Raw genomic sequence first — 24,472 nt, forward strand, 5'->3', positions numbered from 1 at the left:
ATCAGCCGACCACTTCCGGCGCGACGATACGGTCAAGATCAACATTGCCGCCGCGCCCGCCAGCAGCGCGGTTAACGTCGATCACACGCTGCATGGCGTCCAGATTCATATCAACCGCGGTCGGATAGAGCGACTCACGATAGCGCTCGAGCGTGTTGGCAAGCCGATCGCGGTCGCCACCCGTAATGATCTCGGAGGGCAGCGACTCCACAAGCCGCTCCGGGGTCGTCGACTGGACAAACCGAAGCCCCTTGCCGAGCGCTCGGGCAAGGGCCTGCATCTCGTCATTGCGCTCCTCGAGCTCGCCTCGGCGCGTCGCAACACCCATGAACTCGTAGGCACCACCGAGGTACTCGTTCGCATCGTCGATATCCATGCCGTTGACCAGCACGCGCGAGCCTCGCTCCTGGAGCAGCGTCAGGGCGGGCTCCTGAACCATGCCGGCATCCAGCTGACCCAAGCGGATGGCGTCATAGAGGTTGGTACCCACGGTCGCGAACTCCACCGAGTCCGGATCGACGCCGGCACGCTCGAGCAGGTAGAGCATGAAGGCATGGTCGGCATTGCCAAGTGCAGAGACACCAATCGTGCGCCCCTCGAGCGCCTCGACGCCCTTGATCTCGTCCGCGAGATCGGGACTCGTTGCCAGTGCGAACAGGGGGAGACGGCCGGTGGATGCGAAGCGAACGATATCGGCGCCGTTTGAAAACGCATTCAGGGCCGCGTCAAAGGACGTCGCCGCATAATCGACCGCACCGCCGTTGAGCGCCTGCAGGGCAGCACTTCCGCCGCGCGTATAGACCAGTTCCACGTCCAGCCCCTCTTCGGCAAAGAACCCGGCCGCACGTGTTGCCTCATACGGCACCACGCAGAGAAGCTGACTGCAGAAGGCGAGTCGAACGCGCTTTTGCTGGCCCCAGACCGGACTGACCAATCCGCCGATCGCTGTCAGGCCGGCGGCACCGGCCGCGCCGCGAAGGAAATCCCGCCTCGAAACGCCCCGGCTGACGTGCAGGACATCGACTTCCTCGCGCCCAAGCGGGCCAAGATCATTGCAGCAATCGGACATCGTTCCTCCAAGGGATCTGTATAGGCCTCATAGGGTACTGAGTACGTTGATGCAGGCAAAGAATAAAACGTTATACCTATATAATATCCAGAAATGCCGCCGACCAACGCTTGAGGATCAGAGCCATTGACGGGTGAATCCTCCAGGTGAGCGAATGAAGGGGCTGGATCATTTGGAATTCACTAGACGAAGCGGACACCCGTATCCATGTTTCATCAACAAGGAGCTACCATGAAGCGCCTGGCACTCATCGCGACGACACTCGTACTGCTGACCGGCTGCAGTGGGGTGCCGTTAGTCCCCGGTATATAGCTGGCTCCCTACCCCGAGCCAGCGCATTGAGCGGGGCCTGCAAAGCTGGGGGCCACCCTACGACTGCGGCGCCATCACCCTCGTGCGCTGGCCCGCGTCGTGCGACTGACAGGTTGGAGCGTGCCCACTTGATAACGGCTACGGAGTCCCGTGGACGAAGGCTATAGCACGTTAGCCGGTCAGTTTTTTGGTCTGGCGTCACTGATCCTCTGCGTCCTGGCATTTTCCAACAAGCAGGACGATCGGCTCTTGCTGCTGCTGATCTCAGCGAACGTGGCCTTCGTCCTACAGTTCTTGTTTTTTGAGAGCTGGACGGCGGCGGCGTTGTCACTGCTGGTCATTGTGCGCATTGCACTTGCGAGGCGCTTTCCGCGCAGTCTGAAAGCAATGACGATGGTTCTGGCAGCAAGCGCCGTCGCTTCGGTGCTCACCTGGCAGAGCTGGGCAGACTTGCCCGCCATGGTCGCGATGGTGCTGGGTACGGTGGGTATGTTTCTGCTCAGGGGAATCCCGATGCGGGTCTTTCTGGGAATGGCAGCTTTAGCGTGGACGGTCAGTCATGTCCTGGCTGGCTCGGTGGGAGGGACACTGGCCGAAGTGCTTGTATTCTCGACTAACGCGATCACGATTTATCGCCTCTATCAGGCGACACAGCGCCACCCGGAGGTCACTGATTAGCGCCGGCCCGAAGCCCCTGTTCTGTGTCTGGCGGAGAGGGAGGGATTGATTCGGCCCTCCGGGCCTCACCCTTCGGGCGCATCGCTGCGCGACGCGTCCCAATCGCCAGCCGGCGATTGGTCGAACCCCATCTATCTGGCTCCGGGGGTTCGAACCCCGTCAGTCAGACACAAAAAAGGGGCCTACGGCCCCTGTTCTGTGTCTGGCGGAGAGGGAGGGATTCGAACCCCCGGAGCCCTCTCGGACTCACCGCATTTCGAGTGCGGCGCTTTCGACCACTCAGCCACCTCTCCAACATTGCGGATTGTACAACATCTGTTGCTTTGGGCGAAAACATGGCCAATGCCGCATTAGCGGCCATAGCCAGCACCAAGTACATGCTCGTCGGTGCGGGTGGCATCGGTCTGAAGCTGCAGGGTTCACTCAACACCCTTGCCTGGGGACAGGTGAGCGTCATCCTGGTCCTTATCCTGGTCACGGTTATCGTAAGCGAATGGGTCTCCGCGAAAATGCGCCACGCGGTGATCTGACGGGCATGTCCGCCCGACATTCATGCGGACGCGCTATAATTCGCGATTGAGATTGCGCGTAACAGGATACCCATGAATCAAGACTCTCCCTCCCCTCAATCGGCCATCCCGCTTGGCTTTAGCGCCTACGAGGCCATTCGCCATCGGCTCCCCAGTTCCAACCGACGCGGCGGCTGCGGCCAGGCTGTGCATCTCGGCGAGATTGCCGATGGCTTCGATACCGTGCTTGTGGACGCGTTCGGTGTGCTCAACCGAGGGCGGGCCCCAATCCCCGGCGTTCCGGAGCGCATTCGTGATCTGCAGGCGTCGGGCAAGCGCGTAATGGTGGTGTCCAATGCGGCCGGATTTTCGCATGCGACTCTCATGGCGCGGTATCAAAGCCTCGGTTATCACTTTGACACGGACGATGTCGTGACCAGTCGTAAAACGCTGGTCCGCCAGCTCGAGGCGGAGCCAGCCCGTCACTGGGGGATAATCGCCGGCCAGCAGTTCGGGCCCGAAGAGTTTCCGCCCCTTGACTACCGGCTGCTCGGCGACGACATCCGCGACTACGACGCGGTGGATGGCTTCCTGTTTGTTGGCGCATCGGAGTGGTCGGCGGCCCGGCAGAGGCACCTGATCAAGAGCCTGACAGCGAATCCGCGTCGACTCCTGGTGGCCAATCCAGACCTTCTGGCGCCTCAGGAGGGAGGCAACTCCATCGAACCGGGCACCCATGCCCACCAGATCCAGGATGAAACCGGCGTTGAGCCGGCCTTCTACGGCAAACCCTTCGCGAATATCTTTGAGTTGGCCCTGGAGCGCCTCGGCCCCGATATCGATCGTGACCGCACGCTGATGGTGGGGGATACGCTCCATACTGATGTGTTGGGTGGGCTGACGGCAGGGATCCAGACCGCGCTGGTGACACGCACCGGTGTGCTTGCCGATATGGACATCAATGCAGCGATTGAGTCATCCGGTATCCGTCCGGACTGGATTCTCGATCAGGCCTGACAGCCCGCCGAACAACCAGGCCAGATGCCGATGGGCGATCAGTGGGCTGTCGGGGGACAGGCGCAGACGGCATTCCCCCACCACTCGGGGTTCGCCGCTGACCTGGGAGCGGATGCTCGGATAACCCCCAACATCGCCGGTGCCGCGTACCCGTGCCTCGAATGTTGTGCCCGCCGGACTCGTATTGCGCAGCGTGGCTTCCGGATCCAACCGCCCCTGCTGCAGGCGTCGGGCGAGTCGGGCGATGGTGCCGGTCCCCGTGGGGCAGTCCCAGAGCACACCCGGATGACCGTATGTCCCCCCAGTTGCCGCCAGGCAGCCGGGCGCCGTCTCCATCTCAGGCCACATCCAGTGCAGAAACCGGGGGCGGCCAACATCGCCGAGGCGGGGGTGGTGCTCATCGAAGTCACCCTGAACCGCCTCGATGATGCGCCCCGCCAGCGCAAGTGCCTTCGCACCAGCCGCGGCCTCGGGCGATAGCGCCACCTGCTCGGCGTCCACCATGACGTAATACCCGCCACTCCAGGCAATGTCGTAGGTGAGCGGGCCGATCCCGGGCAGTTCAATGCGGGCGTCAGCCCGCTGGACGAAGGCCTCGTCGCCTTCGACACTCACGGCGATGACCCGACCTGCGGCAAGCTGGACATGGGCATCCACCCGCCCACCGGGGGTCTCAAGGCGCAGGCACTGTGAGCCATCCGGTGTATCAACCGGCACCCGTCCGCTCTCGATCAGCGCACAGGCGGTCGCCATGGTGTTCGAGCCAGAGAAGAACGGATAGCCCATCACTTCCATGATGATGAACGCGGCATCGGCGTCCTCCGCTTCCGGGGGCGTCAGCAGATCGACACAGAAACTGGGTTGCCCATAGGGCGGTTCAATCAGCAGTTGCCGTAATCCGTCGCCTGACTCACTGAGCCATTCCATTCGCTCGCGAACACTCAGCCTGGTATCCGTTGGCACACCGGCGAAGACTACGCGATGGATATCGCCTCCAACGCCGACGTCCATCCACTCCAGCGCGACCTGATCAGTCGTGGACATGCGGTGCACCAACCGTGTCCCAGTGCCGGTCGGGCACCACCACAAGCTTGCCCACGTAGTCCTTGTCCATAAACGCCGTCTGCGCGGCGTGGAAGTCCGACAATCGCCAGGTATCATGCAGGAGCGGCTGGATCCGACCCGCGACAATATGGCCGAGCAGCCGCCTGAAGTCGCTGCGGCGACCCTGGGATGAGCCGTGCAGCTGCAGGTGCTTGAGATACATCGTTCTGAGATCCAGATTGACCACGGGCCCGGCAATGGCGCCGGCGGTCGTATACCGCCCTTCCGGACGCAGGATGCGCAGCAGATCGTTGAAGTGCTCGCCCGCCACCAGATCGGCGACCACATCAACGGGCTGACCACCGGTGGCCGTCTCCACGGCGGCCACCCAATCCGATGCCGACCGATCGATGACCGCCTCCGCACCGATCGCCTGCAGCGCTTCGGCCTTGTCAGCGCGGGTGATTGCGTAGGGGATCGCACCGCGGGCCCGACAGAGCTGAACAATGCCAGAACCCACGCCCCCCGAGGCGCCCGTCACCAGCACTCGCTCGCCCGCCGCCACGCCCGCCCGCTCGAGCATGTGTTCACCCGTGAGATAAGCGCAGCAGAAGGTCGCCAGTTCGGCGTCGGTCAGCGTCGTGTCAACGGCATGAGCGTTATCGGCGGGTACGCACTGGTATTCGGCATAACCACCATCGCGGCCGTGGCCGATGTAGTCGATATCGGCCAGGCTGTCATCGTCGCGGTTATAAAGGCTGAAATCGACGATCACTCGCTCCCCGACCCGCGACGTTGCGACGTCCGGCCCCACCGCCACCACGCGGCCGACGCTGTCGGTGCCCTGGATACGCGGGAAGGTCAGTGTCGAGCGCCCACGGCGCCAGGTAGAGACCGCGTCGGGATCGGTATCACTGCCGTAAGCACCCTGTCGCACCCAGACATCGGTGTTGTTCATCCCACAGGCGGTCACTTCGATGAGCACCTCGCCGGCAGCCGGCCATGGAACCGGGACGTCATCCCGATAGGTAAGGGCATCCAACCCGCCGTGGCGAGTCAGCTGGACAGCCGACATGGTGGAGGGGAGCTCGGTCGACGTCATATTGTCCCTCAGCGCTCGCGGCGCGCCCGAAAGAAGGTTCTCAGTATTGTCGCGGCAGGCTCGGCCATGACCCCGCCGGTCACCGACAGCTGGTGGTTGTGGCTGGGATCATCATGCTGCCGGGTCGCTCCGCCGCAGGCCCCGGTCTTTGGATCGGCTGCCCCATAGATAATCCGCTCCACCCGGGCATGGATCAAGGCGCCGACACACATCGGGCAGGGCTCCAGGGTGACGTAGAGCGTGGTACCGGGGAAGCGGTAGGTCCCGAGGCGTGCGCCAGCGTCGCGCAATGCGACGATCTCCGCGTGAGCACTGGGATCATTACGCTCGATTGGTGCATTGGCGCCCTCGCCCACGATCGCTGCCTGCCTGACGAGCACGGCACCAACCGGGACCTCGCCCGCCTCAGCAGCCTGCTGCGCCAGGCGGAGGGCCCTTTCCATCAATACCGTATCGTTCACTCCCACACCATCGCCGACATGGTCACGCCGGCCGTTCAGTCCACAGGGCGGATCTGATAGCCCGCGACAGGGAAATGGACCGCGACGTCGCCGACATCCGTGTCGTCATGATCGATCGATATCCGATCGGAGGTCAGCGCACGCAGCCGCCCGAACACCTCAGGGTCGGAGGACTGCACATACGGGCGAATGCCGACAGACTGGCCGACTGCCAGGTCACTCCGGCGCTGGATACCGGTCGGTGCCTGTGGGACCGCCTGCGCGGCGATGGCCAGCGCCCTCTCGGCGGCAATCTGTTGCGCTGGCTGCTGGCCCAAGCCCTCGAGCGCTGACTCCACCTCGCAGAGATAGGGATGGTTCTCGAGCACCTCGCCACCGCGGCTCCAGCGCCCTCGCAGGAACCAGGCGATAAAGGCTGCGGCCACGTCACCATAGGAGAGCGCTCGGCAGTCGCAACGCCCGAGCCCGGCCAGCCAGGACTCAAGGCGGCCGAGCGCCGCCTCAAGCTGAAGGATCACGCCGGGCGCGTCTGAACGCAGCCCCTCCGGCGTCCAGCCTGGACCGAAATACAGGTCTCCCCGATCCTGGATGAAGTCCGGCGGAGCCGTATCCAGCGCTTCGGCCATCACCACCCGAATCGCGAGCGGAAAGAGCGTTTGATCCACCCACTCGGCGAGCACCAGCGCTGCACCACGGGACGGCCCGGGAAAGAGGCGCTCGCCGGCCTGCGGCGCCGCGTCCCCCAGCACCTGGGCGATGTTGTGTGTGTCACAGTAAACATCCGCGCCCACCTGCAGCACGGGTGTTCGCCGATAACCGGCGGTCAACGGCAGCAAGAGCGGTTTAGGCGGGACTCTCGGGATTTCTACGGACGTCCATGGCAGGCCGGCCAGGCCCATCGCCATACGGGTCTTGTGCGCGAACGGCGATGGCCAGTAGTGGTGCAGGATCAGATCGGTCATGTCTCACTCCCACTCGATCGTGGCGGGCGGCTTGCCAGAGATGTCGTAGACCACTCGCGAGATGCCGTCGATCTCGTTGATGATCCGGCGCGATACATGGTCAAGGAAGTCGTAGGGCAGATGGGCCCAGCGCGCGGTCATGAAATCGATGGTCTCGACGGCGCGAAGCGCGATCACCCATTCATAGCGCCGACCGTCACCGGTGACGCCCACCGAGCGCACCGGCAGGAAAACCGCAAAGGCCTGACTGGTCTTTTCATACCAGCCACTGGCCCGCAGTTCTTCAATGAAGATGGCGTCGGCTTCGCGCAGGCAGTCGGCGTAGGTTTTATGGATCTCGCCGAGGATGCGCACGCCGAGACCCGGTCCGGGGAACGGATGCCGGTGGATCATTTCCGCGGGCAGGCCGAGTTCCAGGCCGATCCGCCGGACTTCATCCTTGAATAGCTCGCGTAGCGGCTCGAGCAGCTTGAGATTCATGCGCTCTGGCAGCCCACCGACGTTGTGGTGCGACTTGATGACATGGGCCTTGCCGGTGCTGGCCCCGGCGGATTCGATGACATCCGGGTAAATCGTGCCCTGCGCCAGCCACTGGATGTTGTCGAGCTTACCCGCCTCTTCGTCGAACACCTCAATGAAGGTGCGGCCGATGATCTTGCGCTTGAGTTCGGGATCGGCCTCGCCGGCCAGTGCGTCAAGGAATCGGCTCTCGGCGTCCACCCGGATCACGCGAATGCCCATGTGGCGGGCAAAGGTGCGCATGACCTCGTCGCCCTCACCCAGTCTGAGGAGCCCATTGTCGACGAATACACAGGTGAGCTGATCGCCGATGGCCTTGTGCAGCAGCGCCGCCACGACCGAGGAATCCACGCCGCCAGAGAGCCCGAGGAGGACGTTATCGTCGCCCACCGTTGTGCGCACCCGGCCAACCAAGTCATCGATGATATTGCCCGCGGTCCACTCGCCGCTACAGCCGCAGATTTCACGCGTAAAGCGCTCGAGAATGCGTTTTCCCTGCGCCGTGTGCGTAACCTCCGGGTGGAACTGCAGCCCATAGAGGCCGCGCGCATCATCGCCGATGCCTGCGATCGGCGCCGAGGGCGTACTGGCGATGACCTTGAACCCCGCTGGCAGCGTCGCGACCCGATCACCGTGGCTCATCCAGACATCGAGCAGCCCATGTCCCTCGGCATTGGTGCGGTCTTCAATATCACGCAGCAGCGTGGAGTGGCCGCGGGCGCGGACCTCGGCATAGCCGAACTCCTTGGTGGAGGACGCCTCGACGCCGCCGCCCAGCTCATGAGCGAGCGTCTGCATGCCATAACAGATCCCCAGAATCGGAACACCCAGCTCGAGGACCACCGCGGCCATCCGCGGGGTCTGCTCGCCATCCTCGTGCACCGACTCAGGGCCACCCGAGAGGATCACGCCCCGCGGCGCAAAGTCACGGATGCGGTCAGGATCGACGTCCCAGGGGCGGATCTCGCAATAGACACCGGCCTCGCGGATCCGGCGCGCGATGAGCTGGGTGTACTGCGAGCCGAAATCGAGGATCAGGATCCGCTCGGCATGGATATCGCCGGTCATGGCGTCAGTCGCTCCGGTAGTTGGGCGCTTCCTTGGTGATGCTCACATCGTGGACATGCCCCTCGCGCACCCCTGAGTTGGTGATGCGCGCAAAGGTCGCCCGCTCGCGGAACGACTCGATGTCGGCACAGCCGCAATAGCCCATGCTGGCCCGCAGACCGCCCAGAAGCTGGTGAATGATGACGTTCATCGGGCCCTTATAGGGCACCCGCCCTTCGATGCCCTCGGGCACGAGCTTGTCGGCATCGCGGGCGTTTTCCTGGAAGTAGCGATCCGAGGAACCCTGCTTGCCCGACATCGCACCGATGGATCCCATCCCGCGATAGGACTTGTAGCTGCGGCCCTGGTAGAGCTCGACTTCGCCGGGGGCCTCATCGGTCCCCGCGAACATGCTGCCCATCATCACGCAATGGGCGCCGGCCGCCATGGCCTTCGCCATATCGCCGGAAAACCGAATGCCACCGTCGGCAATCACCGGGATATCGGTCTGTGCCAGCGCGCTCGCGACATTATCGACGGCGGTGACCTGTGGCACGCCCACGCCGGCGATGACCCGCGTTGTACAGATCGATCCCGGTCCGATACCGACCTTGACCGCATCGGCGCCCGCATCCGCCAGCGCACGCGCCGCATCACCGGTGGCGATATTGCCGCCAATCACCTGAACCGCGGGGAAGCGTTGTTTGATCCAACCGACCCGGTCGATCACTCCCTTGCTGTGGCCATGCGCGGTATCGACGATCAGCAGATCCACGCCCGCTTCCGCCAGTGCCTCGACGCGCTCCGCCGTGCCCTCGCCGGTGGAGACCGCCGCACCGACGCGGAGCCGCCCGAATTCATCCTTACAGGCGTTGGGGAAATCCTCGGCCTTCTGAATGTCCTTGACCGTAATCATTCCACGCAGCTCAAAGCGTGAATTGACCACCAGAAGCTTTTCGATGCGGTGGCGATGGAGCAGTGTCAGGATCTCGCCGCGCTCGGCGCCCTCCTGCACGGTCACCAGTCGCTCCTTGGGCGTCATGGCATCGGTCACCTTCATGTCGAGCCGGGTCTCGAAGCGCAGGTCACGACTGGTCACAATCCCCATGAGCTGGCGGCCCTCGACCACCGGCACACCGGAGATCCCGTACTGCCCCATCAAGGCGATGACCTCGCGGATCGTGGCCTCCGGGGTGACCGTGATCGGCTCTTTAATGACACCGCTCTCGAATTTCTTGACGATTCGGACCTCGCGGGCCTGATCCTCGATACTCATGCTCTTGTGCACAACGCCGATCCCGCCCTGCTCGGCGAGCCGGATCGCGAGGCGCGATTCAGTGACGGTGTCCATGGCCGCGGAGAGCAGCGGAATATTGAGTTGAATACCCCTTGTGACACGCGTCGTGAGGTCGACGGCCTTGGGCAGCACATCGGAGTAATCCGGCAGCAGGAGGACGTCGTCGAAGGTCAGGGCTTCCTGGGCGATTTGCATGATGACGTCCTCTTCTGGCGCGATAGTTAACCGTCAATTATAGGCCGAATCGGACCTGAACGCCAATGTCAATCACCGCGTCTGGCATTTGTATATGCAGCTGCTAGGCTCTCGCCATGGATACCCCGACTGCGGATAACGTCTACACCGTCTCGCGGCTCAATCAGACCGTGCGCGCTCTGCTTGAGCAGGCGCTGCCGCTGGTGTGGGTAGAGGGTGAAATCTCCAATCTGGCCCGCCCCCGCTCCGGGCATATCTATTTCACGCTCAAGGACGCCGACTCGCAGGTTCGCTGCGCGCTTTTCCGCAATCGCGCCCTACGGCTGCGAACCACTCCCGAGAATGGCGATCAAGTCCGCATTCGGGCACGCATCGGCCTCTACGCCCCGCGCGGCGAATATCAGCTCATCGCAGAGCATCTGGAACCGGCCGGGGACGGCGCCCTGCAACGCGCATTCGCGGCGTTGAAGGCTCAGCTCGACACGGAGGGCCTCTTCGATCCTGCTCACAAACAATCCATCCCCACGCTGCCGCGGCGCATTGGCGTCATCACCTCACCAACTGGGGCGGCGATCCGCGATATCGTGAGTGTGTTGAAACGGCGCTTCCCGGCCCTGCCCATCCTGATCTATCCAGTGCCGGTACAGGGCACGGGTGCGGCGGCGGAGGTCATCGAGGCCATCCAACGCGCCGATCGCCGGCAGGAGGTGGACGCTTTGATCGTTGGTCGCGGCGGCGGCTCGCTGGAGGATCTGCAGGCCTTCAATGACGAGCATGTGGCCCGAGCCATCCACGCCTGCACGCTCCCGGTGATCAGCGCGGTGGGGCACGAGGTGGATATCACCATTGCCGACCTGGTCGCTGATGAGCGAGCCGCCACCCCGTCAGCCGCGGCGGAGCGCCTGTCCCCCGATGGCGAAGCGCTGGCCCGCGCGATCCAGCAGGGCTATGCGCGGTTACGCCAGGGGCTTGCACGGACCCTCGGCGAACGTCGTGAACGGATCACTCGACTGGAGCGGCGACTGAGCGCGCAACATCCAGGTCGCCGGCTCCGCGATCGCGCCCAGCGACTCGACGAGCTCGACCAGCGCCTCGGCAGGGCAATGACGGGCCACCTCGAGACCCGCGCACAACAGATAGGGCGTCTCGAGCGACGGGTACAGACGCAGAATCCGGGGGTCCGCATCCGGCGGCTGTCTGATTCAACCGTCCAGATGAATCAACGGCTTGAGCGCGGCCTGCGCGAGCGAATCCGCCGTGAGCGGGCCCGACTGGAAGCGAGCGCGCGAACGCTCGAGAGCCTGAGTCCGCTTGGAACGCTTGCGCGGGGCTATGCCATCGTCCAGCCAGCCGACAGTGGTGCGGTGATACACCGGGCGGCGGATGTGGCCGTGGGCGATCCAATCCGGGCGCGGCTCAGCGAGGGCGCGCTGATCGCCCGCGTCGAGGGCTACGACGAGACGACTTAAACCCCATTTCGGCTGGCTTGTTGCGCTGCGCTGTCCGGCGCATGATGCGTTCGTCATCCACCCTCATCCGTTGGAAATGTATGGATCTTGATCTCAGCCTCGGCCAGTACGGCCTTGATTTTCACACCCTGCAGACGACCGCCGGCCTCGGCCGCGTCGATGCGGCGTTTCTCGATGAGCTGAAAACCGCGGCGCCGCAGCTGGCTGCGCGCCTCGAGGACTATCGCGGTCGCGATACGGATCTACCTGGCACCCAGAACAGTGAACTGCTGATCGAACTCGGCCCCTATGTCGAGGCGTTTATCGGCCGGCTGTTTGGCATCGAGTCAGAGCTCGACGCCCTGCGGCGCTCGATCCTGGCGAACGATGTAGTCATGCAGTTCAAGCAGGCTTTTGTGCAACGCCGGGTCAAGCGCCACCGCCGGCCGGTCGAGCAGTCATTCGAAGCACTTGATGCGACACTACGGGCCGGTCTGGGTGACAAAGCCGGCGATGATGAGGAACGCGCCATCGCCGAGTTTGGCATGGCCCTGCTCGAGGACGAGGCCGCCAACGCCGAGGCCATCGAGACCCTGACTGCCTGGTGCAAACTCGCCCGCCAGACCACCGACGGGCAAGCGCGCGTGCGCGGATGGGCGAGCTTCAAACTGCCCGAACGGGTCGATCACTTTGACCGCGTCCCTGCCGAGCGGGTGGAGATTGACGGCGTCGAGCGTCTGCAGGCCGAACCCGATCGACGCCGCACCCGGGACGGCTTCTCGCTGACCGACCACCGTATGGACGCCCGTCACGTCCAGAGCGAGATTCACTATTGCATCTACTGTCATGACCACGAGGGTGATTTCTGCTCGCGCGGATTCCCCGAGAAAAAGGCCCAGCCCGAGCTTGGCTACAAGGCCGATCCCCTGGGCGTCACGCTGACCGGCTGCCCGCTCGAGGAGAAGATCTCCGAGATGCATGTGCTGCGCCGTGACGGCTACAACCTCGCGGCGCTGGCGATGATCATGGTCGATAACCCCATGGTGCCCGCCACCGGTCATCGAATCTGTAACGACTGTATGAAGGGCTGCATCTATCAGAAGCAGGATCCGGTGGATATCCCCCAGATCGAGACCCGAGTGCTTGGCGACAGCCTGGATCTGAGCTGGGGCGTCGAGCTCTATCACTTGCTGACGCGCTGGAATCCGCTGCGCCGTGAACAGTTCATTCAGCAGCCGGATAACAACCGCCGCGTTCTGATCGCCGGGATGGGACCGGCTGGCTTTACCATGGCCCATCACCTGACCATGAATGGCACCGCGGTTGTCGGTGTGGATGGCCTTAAGATCGAACCGCTGCCGGCGTCTTTGCTTGAGGCACCGGTAGAGCGCTGGGCGGACCTGCAGGAAGACCTCGACGAGCGCATCCTCATGGGCTTCGGCGGCGTCGCTGAGTACGGCATCACCGTGCGCTGGGACAAGAACTTTCTCAAGCTCATCTACCTGACCCTGGCGCGGCGGCATAACTTCCGCGTGTTCGGGGGCGCCCGCCTCGGCGGCACGGTCACCCTCGAGGATGCCTGGGCACTCGGCTTCGACCATGTCGTCAACGCCACCGGCGCCGGTCTGCCGCGCGTGGTGCACATGGGCAATAGCCTCGCCCGCGGCATGCGTCAGGCGAGCGATTTTCTGATGGCGCTGCAGCTCACCGGTGCCGCCAAGGCGTCCAGCCTGGCGAGCCTGCAGGTGCGACTGCCTGCGGTGGTGGTTGGCGGCGGACTGACCGGCGTTGATACCGCCACCGAGGTCCAGGCCTATTACGTCAAGCAGGTCGAAAAGATCCTCGAGCGCTATGAGCGACTGTCCGAGCGGCTGGGTGAGAGCGCAGTCACTGCCGGTATGAATGACGAGGACCAGGCCACGCTCACGGAATTCCTCGAGCATGGCCGAGCGATTCGTACAGAGCGTGCAGCGGCCGCCGCGGCCGAGCGCGAACCGGATTTCAACCCACTCGTGCGCGCCTGGGGCGGTGTGACCGTCGCCTATCGCAAAGGTATGACCGATTCGCCCGCCTATGTGCGCAATCACGAGGAGGTGATCAAGGCCACCGAGGAAGGGCTCTATTACGCCCAGGGGCTGGAGCCACTGCATGCCGAGGTCGATCAGTACGAGCATGTCAGCGCGCTGGTGTGCCGTGAACTGGAGCGCCATGATGGCCGCTGGGCACCTACTGGTGCCGAGCGCCGGCTACCGGCGCGGGCGATCTTCATCGCCGCCGGCACGGTACCCAATACGATCTACGAGCGCGAATACCCGAACACCTTCCGTCTCGAGGGCAACCACTTCCTGCCCCACAACGCCACCGATCAGGGTCTGGAACCGGTCGATGACGCCGATCACTGCAAGTCCCGGGTGTTCGGACCGTTTACGTCCTACAACGAGGGCGGGCGCCGGGTCACATTCATCGGCGATACGCATCCGGCCTTCCACGGCAGCGTGGTTAACGCGATTGCCTCGGGCATGCGGACCTACCCCTATGTCATGGCCGCGATGGCGCATGACGTCCCCGGTAGTGACGAGCCCCATACCGACTTCCTGATGCGCATGGATGATCTGCTCACGGCGCGCGTGGTCGAGGTGCGTAACGATAATCCGGCGATGGTCGAGGTCTGGGTCAAGGCGCCGATGGCCGCCCGTAACTTCCGGGCCGGTCAGTTCTACCGGTTGCAGACCTTCGAGTCACTCTCGCCGGTGGTCGACAATACCCGGCTACAAATCCCGCTGATCACAGTCTCCGGGACCGGGGTGAAGAACGACTGCATCCGCCTGATGGTGCTCCAGTGGGGCGCCGGGCCACGACTGGTCGGCCGGCTTCGCCCGGGTGATCCGTTGGTGCTCATGGGGCCCACCGGTGCACCCACCGATATGCCGACCGGACGCACCATCATGGTGGTCGCCGGTCGCTGGGGCGCGGCGGTGATGCTGGATATCGGGGCGGCGCTCCGTGCCGCCGGCAACCGTGTGCTCTATGTCGCCGCCTTTGGCGCGGCCGGTGATGTGGATCACCAGGACGAGCTGGAAGCCGGTGCCGATCAGATCATCTGGTGCACGGCGAAGGATGAGCGTATCGAGGCACGCCGGCCGCAGGATGTCAGCATCCAGGCAACTGACATGATCGATGTGGTCAAGCGTTATGACGAGGGTGATATCGGCCCGAGCGAGGGCGGAATACCACTCTCGGATGTCGACCGGATTATGGTCATGGGAGGCACAGGGCTGCTCAAGGGCTTTCAGACGGCCGTGCGTGGCGAGCTCGCGGAGCGGGTGGCCGAGGGCTGTGACGCCTTCGGCACTGTAGGCAGTCCCATGCAATGCATGATGCAAGGCGTCTGCGCGCAGTGTCTGCAGTGGCAGGTCGATCCGGAGACCGGTGAGCGGACCCGGCCGGTTTTCTCCTGCGCTGGCCAGGATCAGCCCCTGACCTGGATTGATCTCGACAATCTCTCGGCCCGCCAGCAGCAGAACCGGCTGAGCGACCGCCTCAACTCGCAGTGGCTCGAGCAGGTCCTGCCCGAGGCCGAACCACGCTAGCCCTCAAGTATCACAAAGGCGAGCGCCTGATCGCGCTCGTCACTGATACTCACATGGCTTCGCGCGACGCCAAGGTCGAGGGAACGACGCCGGGCCGCACCGGTGAATGTCAGCACCGGTGCCCCGACGGGGGTGTGCTCGATCTGCAGTTCCGGTAATCGGGCCTGCGCACCGATCCCGCAGCCAAGCGCCTTGGCGGCTGCTTCCTTGGCCGCGAAGCGGCGCGCCAGGAATGCCGCCGCCGGGCCGCTGCGATCGGCGAGCGATTGATAGACCGGCCGCTCGGCCGGGCCCAGCAGGCGATCCGCCAACCGATCGCCATAGCGCCGCTGGAGTTGCTCGAGCCGCTCGATACGGACGATATCCGTGCCGATACCGATGATGCTCAATGACGCGCCTCGCGGATCAGCCGCCGCATCTCTCTGACGGCGCCATCGAGGCCCGCGAAAAGGGCATGGGCAATGATCGAATGACCAATGTTGAGCTCTGTGATCTCGGGCAGGGCCGCAATGGGCGCGACGTTGTGATAGTGCAGGCCATGACCGGCATTGACCTGCAGCCCCAGCGAAGCGCCGAGGCCCGCCGCCTCGCGGATACGCTGGAACTGGGCGTGGATGTCGCTATCGCTGCGGGCATCGGCGAATGCACCGGTGTGCAGCTCGACCACGGGCGCTCCGACCTCTACCGCGGCGTGCAATTGCGCCGGTTCGGGATCGATGAACAGAGACACCCGCGATCCGGCTTCCGTCAGGACCCGACAGGCATTGGCGCATCGCGACGGATCGCCCGCCACGTCCAGCCCGCCCTCAGTGGTCAGCTCCTCGCGGCGCTCCGGCACGAGACAGCAATCCGTTGCCTGGATACGTGCGCCAATGGCCAGCATCTCATCGGTGACCGCCATTTCAAGATTCATCCGGGTCTGCAGCGTCTGCGCGAGAATCTCGACATCACGGTCGGTCACATGGCGCCGATCCTCGCGAAGGTGGACGGTGATGGCGTCCGCCCCGGCCTGCTCGGCAACCTGCGCGGCATGGACCGGATCGGGGTAGCGCGTGCCGCGTTTGCGCCGCAGCGTTGCAACATGATCAACATTGACGCCGAGCAGCGGCTCAAGACTGCCTTGATGATGGGCCATGATCGGGGTCTCCCCTGGCTGTATAGCGACCGTAGAGCTCGCGTGTTTTAAGTGGGCGGTGGCCAATATGCGGTTGCAGTGCCGCCCGCATCAGATCACGACTGGCCCGCGCGGTCGCCTCGGTGATCACGGGTTCGGCGAGACCGAGCAGGGTCTCACCCCGCACCACCGGGCCGGTCGTCTCCGGGCCCGCCACTGGCATCGCGCCACGCGTGGGATCGTAACGATACCATTGCGTCGGTACCAGTGGGTCGTCCTCCGTGTCACGAGCCAGCGCTAGACCATAGCCGAGCAGTCCCAGAAGATCCCGCTCAAATCCACGCAGGGCGACTGCCTCGGGAACGGTCTCGGCGAGGGCCTCGAGGAGATTGAGATAATGCTCGAAAAGCCCCGGATGCGGATCCTCGCGACCCAGCAGCCGCAGCAGAAGCTCGTTGGCGTAGAGCCCGCTCACCAGCCGCCGGCCTTTGAGCGTGAAGGGGCGACCGGCCGGCTCGACCTGTCTGAGCGCCCCCATCTCACCGCGACTACGCCAGGATAGCGCCAACGGCTGAAAGGGCTGGAGCAGCCCGGCCATCCTCGATTTCCGGCTGCGGGCACCGCGTGCCACCAGCCCTACCCGTCCGTGGCTGCGACTCAGCACCTCGAGCAATAGACTGGTGTCGCGATAGGCGCGCGTGTGCAGAATGAACCCCGGCTCGAGACTGGCATCCCGCGGCTGGGTCGTCATTGACCGGCGTGATAGCCCAACGATTTCAGCATCCGCGCATCATCCGACCAGCCCTCACGCACCTTGACCCAGAGCTTGAGGTAGACGCGACCACCGAACAGGTGCTCCATCTGACGACGGGCCGCCGCGCCGATTCGCTTGGCCTGCTCGCCCCCCTCGCCAATGACGATGCGGCGCTGTCCGACCCGCTCGACCCAGACGATGACCGCAATCCGGCGCAGCTGGCCCTCCTGCTCGAAGGCCTCGATTTCAACCGTGCTGGCATAGGGCAGTTCATCACCGAGCATCAGGGTCAACTGCTCGCGCACCAGCTCTGTCGCCATGAAACGCTCATCGCGATCGGTGACCTGGTCGCGGGGAAACAGGGGCGGTCCAGCCGGCAATTGCTCGATGAGTGATCCCTCAAGCGCCTGCAGGTTATCGCTCTTGAGCGCCGAGACCGGGACAACAGCGGCGAACCCGAAGCGCTTGGACATCAGCTCGATCTCGGGCAGCAGCTGATTCTTGTCCCGCAGCCGGTCGGCCTTGTTGATCACCGCAATCACTGGCGTATCGATCGCCTGCAGCCGCCTGAGCACCTGCTCATCAGCCTCGGTCCAGCGGCCGGCCTCAATCAGGAACACGACCACGTCGACATCGCTGAGCGCGCTGCCCGCCGCATCGTTCATGTAGCGGTTCATGGCGGTCTTACCGCCCTCATGGAGCCCCGGGGTGTCCACATAGACAATCTGGGCGTCGTCACGCTGATGGATGCCTAGAATCCGGTGACGGGTAGTCTGGGGCTTACGGGTGGCGATGCTGATCTTCTGACCGAGCAATGCGTTGAGCAATGTCGACTTGCCGACGTTGGGGCGCCCGACCAGTGCCACGAACCCAGAGACGAAACCGTCATCCGGTGGGGTTTGTGAATCATTCATGTGTCTGTCCTGTGTCTGCGGCGGCGAGTTTCGCCAGTAAATCGCCAGCCGCAGCCTGTTCCGCCTGACGTCGATTGCCGGCGCTACCTTCGCCGACGAGTTGCAGGGATTCGCAGCGGCAACCGACCCGGAAGGTCTGCTGGTGGGCACGACCGCTGACATGCTCGACATCATAACTCGGCAGCTCGAGATGGCGGGCCTGGAGATACTCCTGTAGCCGGGTCTTCGGATCCTTGAGCGCCTCCATATCCGGTAGACGCCCGAGGTGATCATCGAACAATCGCCGGACCAGCCCTCGGCCGGCTTCGTAGCCACCGTCCAGATAGACGGCACCGATGACCGCCTCGAGCCCGTCGGCAAGGATCGAATCACGACGGCTGCCGCCGGTCTTGAGCTCACCACTGCCGAGGACCATATGCGCGCCCAGATCGATACCGCGAGCGATCTCCGCAAGCGCGTTCTTATTGACCAGCGCAGCGCGCAGCCGGCTCAACTCGCCCTCATGCATCTCTGGACGGCGTTCGAAAACCTCCGAGGCGATCACAAAGTTGAGGATGGCGTCGCCCAGGAATTCAAGGCGCTCGTTATTCGGCCCATCGGCGCTGCGGTGAGTCACCGCGCGATCGAGCAGGGACGGGTCATTGAATGTCCAGTCGATCTGCTGGATAAGGCGATCACGGCCCTTCATCACGTCATGTGCTCCGCCATCACTCGATCACATCGGCCATTCGCGACCAATTGGGGCCTCCGTTCCAGCTCAGCCAGATGAAAAAGGCGCGTCCCACCAGATGGTCGCGCGGCACGGTTCCCCAGAAGCGGCTGTCACTACTACGGTCCCGGTTATCGCCCATCACGAAGTACTCGTCCTCGGGCACCGTAAAAGTGAACTGCCGATCATCCCGCGACTGGTGCACCATCATTTCGTGCCAGTCACCGCCGAGGCGCTCGCGCAGAAGGTTGAACGCGTCATCACCGCTCCACTCGCCGAGCCGTTCGATCTCGAGCGGCTCACCGTTGATGATCAGGCGCTTATCCCGATAGGTCAGGGTATCCCCGGGCACGCCGACGATTCGCTTGATGTAGTCCTGAGCGGGATCCTCGGGATAACGGAACACCGTCACATCGCCGCGCGAGGGATCGCCCACCGGCACGATCAACTGATGGATAACCGGCAACCGCAGGCCGTAGCTGAATTTGTCGACGAGAATGAAATCGCCCGCCGCGAGGGTCGGCAGCATCGATCCGGATGGGATCCGGAATGGTTCGATGATGAATGAACGGATAACCAGAACCGCGAGGATCACCGGAAACAGGGACCGGCCGAGATCCACCCACCAAGACACCGCGGCATCCGGCGAGCGGCGTCTGCGCCGGAAGCGATCAAACACCCAGACCCCACCGCTCACCAGCGTGAGAAGGACCAGCAACTGTTCAAAATCAAGCATTGCTATCGGCCCACACGCCGGCTCATTTGTCGTGATCGACCTGCAGGACCGCAAGGAATGCGTCCTGCGGGATCTCGACCCGACCGACCTGCTTCATGCGGCGTTTGCCCTGTTTTTGTTTCTCCAAAAGCTTGCGCTTTCGGGTGATATCCCCGCCGTAGCATTTCGCCGTCACATTCTTACGCAGCGCCTTGACGGTGGAGCGTGCGATGATCTTGGAACCAACCGCGGCCTGGATCGCCACCTCGAACATCTGTCGCGGAATGATTTCTTTGAGCTTCTCGGTGAGCTCTCGCCCACGAAACTCCGCCTGATCGCGATGGACGATCACCGACAGGGCGTCGACCTTGTCACCATTGACCCGGACATCCAGCTTGACGAGCCGTTCGGTCTGGAAGCGACGGAATTCGTAATCGAAGGAAGCATAGCCGCGGGATGCGGATTTAAGCCGGTCGAAGAAATCAAGCACCACCTCGCCCATGGGCATCTCGTATTCGAGCGACATCTGATTGCCGACGTACTGCATCCCCTTCTGTACGCCCCGTTTTTCCTCACAGAGTTTGATCACCGCCCCAATGTATTCCTGGGGCACTAGAATACTCGCGTGGATGATGGGCTCGCGGATCTCTTCAACATCATTGATCGGCGGCAGTTCGGAGGGGTTATGGATCAAGAACGTCTCACCCTCCTTGTCGACCACCTCGTGCACCACCGTCGGGGCCGTTGTGATCAGATCGAGGCCATACTCCCGCTCCAGCCGCTCCTGGATGATCTCCATGTGGAGCATCCCCAGAAAGCCGCAGCGGAAGCCGAACCCGAGCGCTTCGGAGTTCTCCGGCTCATAATGGAGCGCGGCATCGTTGAGACGCAGTTTGCCGAGGGCATCACGAAACGCCTCATACTCATCCGAGCTCGTGGGGAAGACGCCCGCGAAGACCCGGGGCTGGACGCGCTTGAAACCCGGCACCGGGTTTTCAGTCCGCTGCCTGGCGTGGGTGAGGGTGTCACCGACCGGTGCGCCATCGATGTCCTTGATGCCGGCGACCACAAAGCCAACCCGACCGGCCTCGAGCGTATCCCACGCCATCCGCTGGGGCGTAAAAATGCCGAGATTATCCGCCTGGAATTCCCGCCCCGTGGACATGACGCGAATCCGGTCTCCTTTACGCAACACACCGTCGAAAATCCGGACCAGACAGACGACACCCAGATAATTGTCAAACCAGGAGTCGATGATCAGCGCTTTAAGCGGCCCGTCCGGATCGCCCTGCGGGGCCGGCACATGGGCGACCAGCGCCTCAAGCAGATCATCGATACCAACGCCGGTCTTGGCACTGATCGGCACGACCTCCGATCCATCCAGACCGATAATCTCCTCGATCTGCTGGATCACCTGCTCCGGCTCGGCGGAGGGCAGATCGATCTTGTTCAGCACCGGGATCACTTCAAGGTTCTGTTCGACCGCTGTGTAGCAGTTGGCAACGCTCTGAGCCTCCACACCCTGCGAGGCATCAACGAGCAGGAGCGCCCCTTCGCAGGCATAGAGCGAACGGCTGACCTCGTAGGAGAAGTCCACATGCCCCGGGGTGTCGATGAAGTTGAGCTGGTAGGTCCGACCATCGGCGGCCGTGTAATCGAGCGACACACTCTGCGCCTTGATCGTGATACCCCGCTCACGCTCAAGATCCATGGAATCGAGCATCTGTTCGCTGGATTTCCGGGACTGGTAGTGCGCCGAACGCTCAATCAGCCGGTCCGCAAGCGTCGATTTGCCGTGATCGATGTGCGCGATGATGGAGAAATTTCTGATCTGGTCCATGAGGTCCTGATCCGGCGCTTGCCGGTTGCGGAAACAAATCAGCCGCGGTAGCCCGACGCCACCGCGGCCGTATCGGCGCAACGCCGATCCATTAGCCCTGTACGATACCCATCACGGTATCCGCAGGGCAAGAAAGCGCTGGCTCTGATCACGCAGGACCAGCAGCGGCACACTCTGCCCCGATTCCAGACCGGCGATGATGTCGTTGAACGAATCAAGGCCATCGATCGGTTCGCGGTTGATCCGGGTGATGACATCACCCGCCTCGATACCCGCTTCTGCAGCAGGCCCGCCATCGACACCGGCCACGACCAGTCCCATCACATCCTCATCCAGCCCGAGAGCCCCACGACGCTCCGCGTCCAGCGGCTGGACCGCCATGCCGAGCTCCTCGAACACACCGGGCTGAGCACGGGACTGCTCACTGCTTTCCTCTCCCATGTCCTCAGGCAACTGGGCGAGGGTGACATCGAGCGTCTCGCGCTCGCCATCGCGCATCACGACCACGGGCACTGTCGATCCAACCGCCGCCTGACCGACCATCGGCGGCAGCGCGCCCGAAGTGGCGACATCATTCCCGTTGAACTCGACCACGACATCTCCGGGTTCAAGGCCAGCCGCGGCCGCTGGGCTATCCGGCAAAACCTGCGCGACAAGGGCGCCCTCGGGGCGATCCATCCCGAACGACTCCGCGAGCTCGCGGGTGACGTCCTGAATGACCACGCCCAGCCAGGCACGACTCACCTCACCGCCGTCGCGAAGCTGATCGGCGACATCCATGGCGAGCTCAATCGGGATCGCGAAGGAAATGCCCTGAAACCCACCGGAACGGCTGTAAATGTGGGAGTTGACGCCGATCACCTCACCATCGAGGTTGAACAGCGGTCCGCCCGAATTGCCTGGATTGATGGCAACGTCGGTCTGGAGAAACGGGATGTAGTTCTCCATCGGCAGGCTACGCTGCTTGGCGCTGATGATCCCGGCCGTCACTGAATACTCGAACCCGAATGGCGAACCAATCGCGAGCACCCACTCACCGACTTCAATTTCCGAGGATTCCCCGGTTTCGACCGTGGGCATGTCCTCGCCATCCACCTTGAGCAGCGCCAGGTCCGCACGATCATCCGCTCCCACAAGCTCGGCGGTCATCTGCCGACGGTCATTCAGGCGGACAATGATCTCGTTGGCATCCTCAACGACATGATTGTTGGTCAGGATGTAACCATCTTCTGAGATGATGAACCCTGAACCCAATGACTGGGCATCGCGGCGTGGTGAGCGTTGCCCCTCGTCACCCCCGAAGCGATCCATGAAGTCCCGGAATGGATGCCCTTCCGGCAGATCCTCGGGATCGGGCATGCCGGGCATATCACGCATCCCGCCGTGATTGGCCGGTACCGACTGCGTGGTACTGATATTGACCACCGCCGGACTGTTTTCCCGCACCATGTCCGTGAATTCGGGCAGATTCTGCGCGACCGCCGCCGTGCTTGCCATCAGCATGGCCGTGGTCAGGATGGCGATGAGCCCGCGGAGCGGACGTAGAGTCGGCATTGGAGTAGACATAACTTATTGTCCCGTAGCGTTGCTGTCGCTTGCACGTACCAGTGAGTCTGCGATGCGGCGGACGTTCGCCATCGGTACCTGTCCGACCACCAGGGCCTGGACATTGCCCTGCGTGCGGGCGTAGATGTTCACGCCGCCCATACTCATGGGCCCCTCGATTCGCTCTGACGCGTCGCGCCGCTCAATATAGACGGACACCGTTGCCATCCCATCAGAGAACAGCATGTGGCGAACCGGTGTGCTCCGCTGTGCAAGCATCTGCGCCCAGTCTTTCTCGAGCTCAAAGCCCTCGGGGAGATCGCCCACCGACCAGTCGGCGTGAACCAGTGCCTGGTCGCCGTCCACGCGCCTGCGGTCGGTGATCTGTTCGAACGATTCGCTGTCATCCGCCAGCACCGGATTCAGTGATTCCGGATCCAGATCATCGTAGAACTCAAGGTCAACGATCATGAAGCGCTCGACCGGCATGGCATCCTGATCGATGACGTCGGCGCGCAGCACCAGTGCGGTCTGACGGTCGATCCAGAGCGCATAACCATAACGGAACTGATCGCGGGGGATCAGCCGAATCCGCTGCACGGGCCGGCCTGCAATACGTCCCTCGCCTTCGATGTTGAGCCGATACTGTGCATCGAGGCGATCGATCTGATCGGGACCAGGCAGATCAAGCGAGCGGGCCGAGTAGCGCTGGGCGAGCGGCTCAGACGCCGATGGCATCAAATAGGTCGTTGAGTCAGCGGTTCGCAGTATTTCGCGCGGCGGGCCGGAGAGCGTCCTGAGCCGTTCACGGAGGGGCGTATTGTCGCCGGCCTCGCGCCAGAGCCGCAGCGCTTCGATGTGGCTGCCCTGTTCGTAGACGACGTCAGCCACAAAGCTGTGGCTTTCACCTGAGCGGCTCGCCTTTTCGATCCAGTCCGCGGCGGTCCGGGGCTGTTGTGCAGCCACCTCCGTGACCATGAACGCGAGCACAGCCACCAGCCCGATGTGCCGGCAGACCAACCGGCATAAACCGACCGGACTAGCGTTCGGCGTCATGACCAATCATTCTGGCCGACTCCAGCGTGCCACCGAGCGCCCGCGTGGCGGTCTGGTCGTTATGATCGATGTAATAGGGCTGGAGCTGCCGGCGCAGCTGTTCATCCATCGACTCACCGCTTAACGCCGGCTGATCGGCCTGTCCGCCGACGCGCGAGAGCGTCCCCATGGTTGGCTCCGCGGCGATCTGAACGGTTGAAGTCGCCGCATCGGGCCGGGACGGACCGGAGACCATCGGCCAGGCAACAACCAGCGCGAGCGCCACACTGGCCGCGATTGCCACACCCGCAATGGGCTGCACCATGAACGAGGCGCGCTTCCAGTTCGCGGATGACCCGCCTTGCTCACTGCCATGAGCGGCTTCGGCGTCAAGCTGATCGCGAACGCGGTCGGCAAGCCCCAGGGCCTCTGGCATGAACTCGTGACGCGCTGCGGCTCCGATCGAGTGGTAACGGGCCAGCGCCTCCCTCAATGCTGGGTCGGCATCAAGCCGACGTTCCAGAAAACGGCGCTCGTCTCGGCCAAGTTCTCCATCCACATAAGCGGAGAGCTGTTGGTATGTATCGTCCTGCATC

22 protein-coding genes and 1 tRNA gene are annotated in these 24,472 nt (G+C 63.5%); 5 read left to right on the top strand and 18 right to left on the bottom strand.

The window, feature by feature from the left end; all coding sequences use genetic code 11:
* Window position 1: 1 nt before the first annotated feature.
* Complete coding sequence (locus tag SPICUR_RS06045; RefSeq protein ID WP_023367108.1) at window positions 2–1,069, bottom strand: ABC transporter substrate-binding protein; 1,068 nt, start codon at window positions 1,067–1,069, stop codon at window positions 2–4.
* A 462-nt stretch (window positions 1,070–1,531) separates the two neighbouring features.
* On the opposite strand from SPICUR_RS06045, the gene SPICUR_RS06050 reads away from it, so the two are divergent.
* Window positions 1,532–2,059 (top strand): YgjV family protein, encoded by a 528-nt coding sequence (locus SPICUR_RS06050; RefSeq protein WP_023367110.1) that lies wholly within the window; start codon window positions 1,532–1,534, stop codon window positions 2,057–2,059.
* Window positions 2,060–2,262: 203 nt separating this feature from the next.
* On the opposite strand, the gene SPICUR_RS06055 is transcribed toward SPICUR_RS06050, so the two are convergent.
* A tRNA-Ser gene (locus SPICUR_RS06055) sits at window positions 2,263–2,352 on the bottom strand.
* 42 nt (window positions 2,353–2,394) lie between these two features.
* On the opposite strand from SPICUR_RS06055, the gene SPICUR_RS09920 reads away from it, so the two are divergent.
* Window positions 2,395–2,589 (top strand): ABC transporter permease family protein, encoded by a 195-nt coding sequence (locus SPICUR_RS09920; protein WP_148291326.1) that lies wholly within the window; start codon window positions 2,395–2,397, stop codon window positions 2,587–2,589.
* Between the two features lie 72 nt (window positions 2,590–2,661).
* Window positions 2,662–3,585 (top strand): HAD-IIA family hydrolase, encoded by a 924-nt coding sequence (locus tag SPICUR_RS06060; RefSeq protein WP_023367114.1) that lies wholly within the window; start codon window positions 2,662–2,664, stop codon window positions 3,583–3,585.
* On the opposite strand, the gene SPICUR_RS06065 is transcribed toward SPICUR_RS06060, so the two are convergent.
* From SPICUR_RS06065 to guaB, 6 genes are read right to left on the bottom strand one after another with little or no spacing between them, the layout of a single operon-like run.
* On the bottom strand, window positions 3,544–4,629 hold the full coding sequence (locus SPICUR_RS06065; RefSeq protein ID WP_023367116.1) for a proline racemase family protein: 1,086 nt from the start codon (window positions 4,627–4,629) through the stop codon (window positions 3,544–3,546). The two genes, SPICUR_RS06060 and SPICUR_RS06065, sit on opposite strands and share 42 nt — an antisense overlap.
* Window positions 4,616–5,731, bottom strand: a complete 1,116-nt coding sequence (locus tag SPICUR_RS06070; protein WP_023367118.1) for an alcohol dehydrogenase family protein — start codon at window positions 5,729–5,731, stop codon at window positions 4,616–4,618. The genes SPICUR_RS06065 and SPICUR_RS06070 overlap by 14 nt, the downstream gene beginning before the upstream one ends.
* 8 nt (window positions 5,732–5,739) lie before the next feature.
* Window positions 5,740–6,231: a tRNA adenosine(34) deaminase TadA gene (gene tadA / locus SPICUR_RS06075; protein WP_418064545.1), complete on the bottom strand. Its 492-nt coding sequence runs from the start codon at window positions 6,229–6,231 to the stop codon at window positions 5,740–5,742.
* On the bottom strand, window positions 6,228–7,154 hold the full coding sequence (locus SPICUR_RS06080) for a glutathione S-transferase family protein (protein WP_023367122.1): 927 nt from the start codon (window positions 7,152–7,154) through the stop codon (window positions 6,228–6,230). The genes tadA and SPICUR_RS06080 overlap by 4 nt, the downstream gene beginning before the upstream one ends.
* A 3-nt stretch (window positions 7,155–7,157) precedes the next feature.
* On the bottom strand, window positions 7,158–8,741 hold the full coding sequence (gene guaA / locus SPICUR_RS06085) for a glutamine-hydrolyzing GMP synthase (protein WP_023367124.1): 1,584 nt from the start codon (window positions 8,739–8,741) through the stop codon (window positions 7,158–7,160).
* A 4-nt stretch (window positions 8,742–8,745) separates the two neighbouring features.
* On the bottom strand, window positions 8,746–10,212 hold the full coding sequence (guaB, locus tag SPICUR_RS06090) for an IMP dehydrogenase (RefSeq protein ID WP_023367126.1): 1,467 nt from the start codon (window positions 10,210–10,212) through the stop codon (window positions 8,746–8,748).
* Between the two features lie 116 nt (window positions 10,213–10,328).
* Between guaB and xseA the strand changes: the two genes are divergently transcribed.
* Both xseA and SPICUR_RS06100 read left to right on the top strand, forming a co-directional pair.
* Complete coding sequence (gene xseA / locus SPICUR_RS06095; protein ID WP_023367128.1) at window positions 10,329–11,681, top strand: exodeoxyribonuclease VII large subunit; 1,353 nt, start codon at window positions 10,329–10,331, stop codon at window positions 11,679–11,681.
* A gap of 80 nt (window positions 11,682–11,761) precedes the next feature.
* Window positions 11,762–15,250, top strand: coding sequence for an FAD-dependent oxidoreductase (locus tag SPICUR_RS06100; RefSeq protein ID WP_023367130.1), 3,489 nt, complete (start codon window positions 11,762–11,764; stop codon window positions 15,248–15,250).
* On the opposite strand, the gene acpS is transcribed toward SPICUR_RS06100, so the two are convergent.
* The 10 genes from acpS to SPICUR_RS09565 all read right to left on the bottom strand — a co-directional run bounded on the left by acpS (window position 15,247) and on the right by SPICUR_RS09565 (window position 24,471).
* On the bottom strand, window positions 15,247–15,639 hold the full coding sequence (gene acpS, locus SPICUR_RS06105; RefSeq protein WP_023367132.1) for a holo-ACP synthase: 393 nt from the start codon (window positions 15,637–15,639) through the stop codon (window positions 15,247–15,249). The two genes, SPICUR_RS06100 and acpS, sit on opposite strands and share 4 nt — an antisense overlap.
* On the bottom strand, window positions 15,636–16,385 hold the full coding sequence (gene pdxJ, locus SPICUR_RS06110; RefSeq protein ID WP_023367134.1) for a pyridoxine 5'-phosphate synthase: 750 nt from the start codon (window positions 16,383–16,385) through the stop codon (window positions 15,636–15,638). The genes acpS and pdxJ overlap by 4 nt, the downstream gene beginning before the upstream one ends.
* Entirely contained in the window at window positions 16,360–17,115 is a 756-nt protein-coding gene (recO, locus tag SPICUR_RS06115; RefSeq protein ID WP_023367136.1) for a DNA repair protein RecO, read from the bottom strand. The genes pdxJ and recO overlap by 26 nt, the downstream gene beginning before the upstream one ends.
* Complete coding sequence (gene era / locus SPICUR_RS06120) at window positions 17,112–18,032, bottom strand: GTPase Era (protein ID WP_041381768.1); 921 nt, start codon at window positions 18,030–18,032, stop codon at window positions 17,112–17,114. The genes recO and era overlap by 4 nt, the downstream gene beginning before the upstream one ends.
* Window positions 18,025–18,723, bottom strand: coding sequence for a ribonuclease III (gene rnc / locus SPICUR_RS06125; protein WP_418064540.1), 699 nt, complete (start codon window positions 18,721–18,723; stop codon window positions 18,025–18,027). Before rnc ends, era begins: the two co-directional genes overlap by 8 nt.
* A 16-nt stretch (window positions 18,724–18,739) precedes the next feature.
* On the bottom strand, window positions 18,740–19,477 hold the full coding sequence (gene lepB, locus SPICUR_RS06130; RefSeq protein WP_023367142.1) for a signal peptidase I: 738 nt from the start codon (window positions 19,475–19,477) through the stop codon (window positions 18,740–18,742).
* A 22-nt stretch (window positions 19,478–19,499) separates the two neighbouring features.
* A complete protein-coding gene (lepA, locus tag SPICUR_RS06135; protein ID WP_023367144.1) occupies window positions 19,500–21,296 on the bottom strand; it encodes a translation elongation factor 4 in 1,797 nt (598 codons plus the stop codon).
* Between the two features lie 111 nt (window positions 21,297–21,407).
* Window positions 21,408–22,850 (bottom strand): DegQ family serine endoprotease, encoded by a 1,443-nt coding sequence (locus tag SPICUR_RS06140; RefSeq protein ID WP_023367146.1) that lies wholly within the window; start codon window positions 22,848–22,850, stop codon window positions 21,408–21,410.
* 15 nt (window positions 22,851–22,865) lie between these two features.
* Window positions 22,866–23,897, bottom strand: a complete 1,032-nt coding sequence (locus SPICUR_RS06145) for a MucB/RseB C-terminal domain-containing protein (RefSeq protein WP_077176341.1) — start codon at window positions 23,895–23,897, stop codon at window positions 22,866–22,868.
* Entirely contained in the window at window positions 23,881–24,471 is a 591-nt protein-coding gene (locus SPICUR_RS09565) for a sigma-E factor negative regulatory protein (RefSeq protein ID WP_023367150.1), read from the bottom strand. The genes SPICUR_RS06145 and SPICUR_RS09565 overlap by 17 nt, the downstream gene beginning before the upstream one ends.
* Between the last annotated feature and the right edge of the window lies 1 nt (window position 24,472).

It is taken from the genome of Spiribacter curvatus (assembly GCF_000485905.1).
In the GTDB taxonomy this organism is placed as follows: domain Bacteria; phylum Pseudomonadota; class Gammaproteobacteria; order Nitrococcales; family Nitrococcaceae; genus Spiribacter; species Spiribacter curvatus.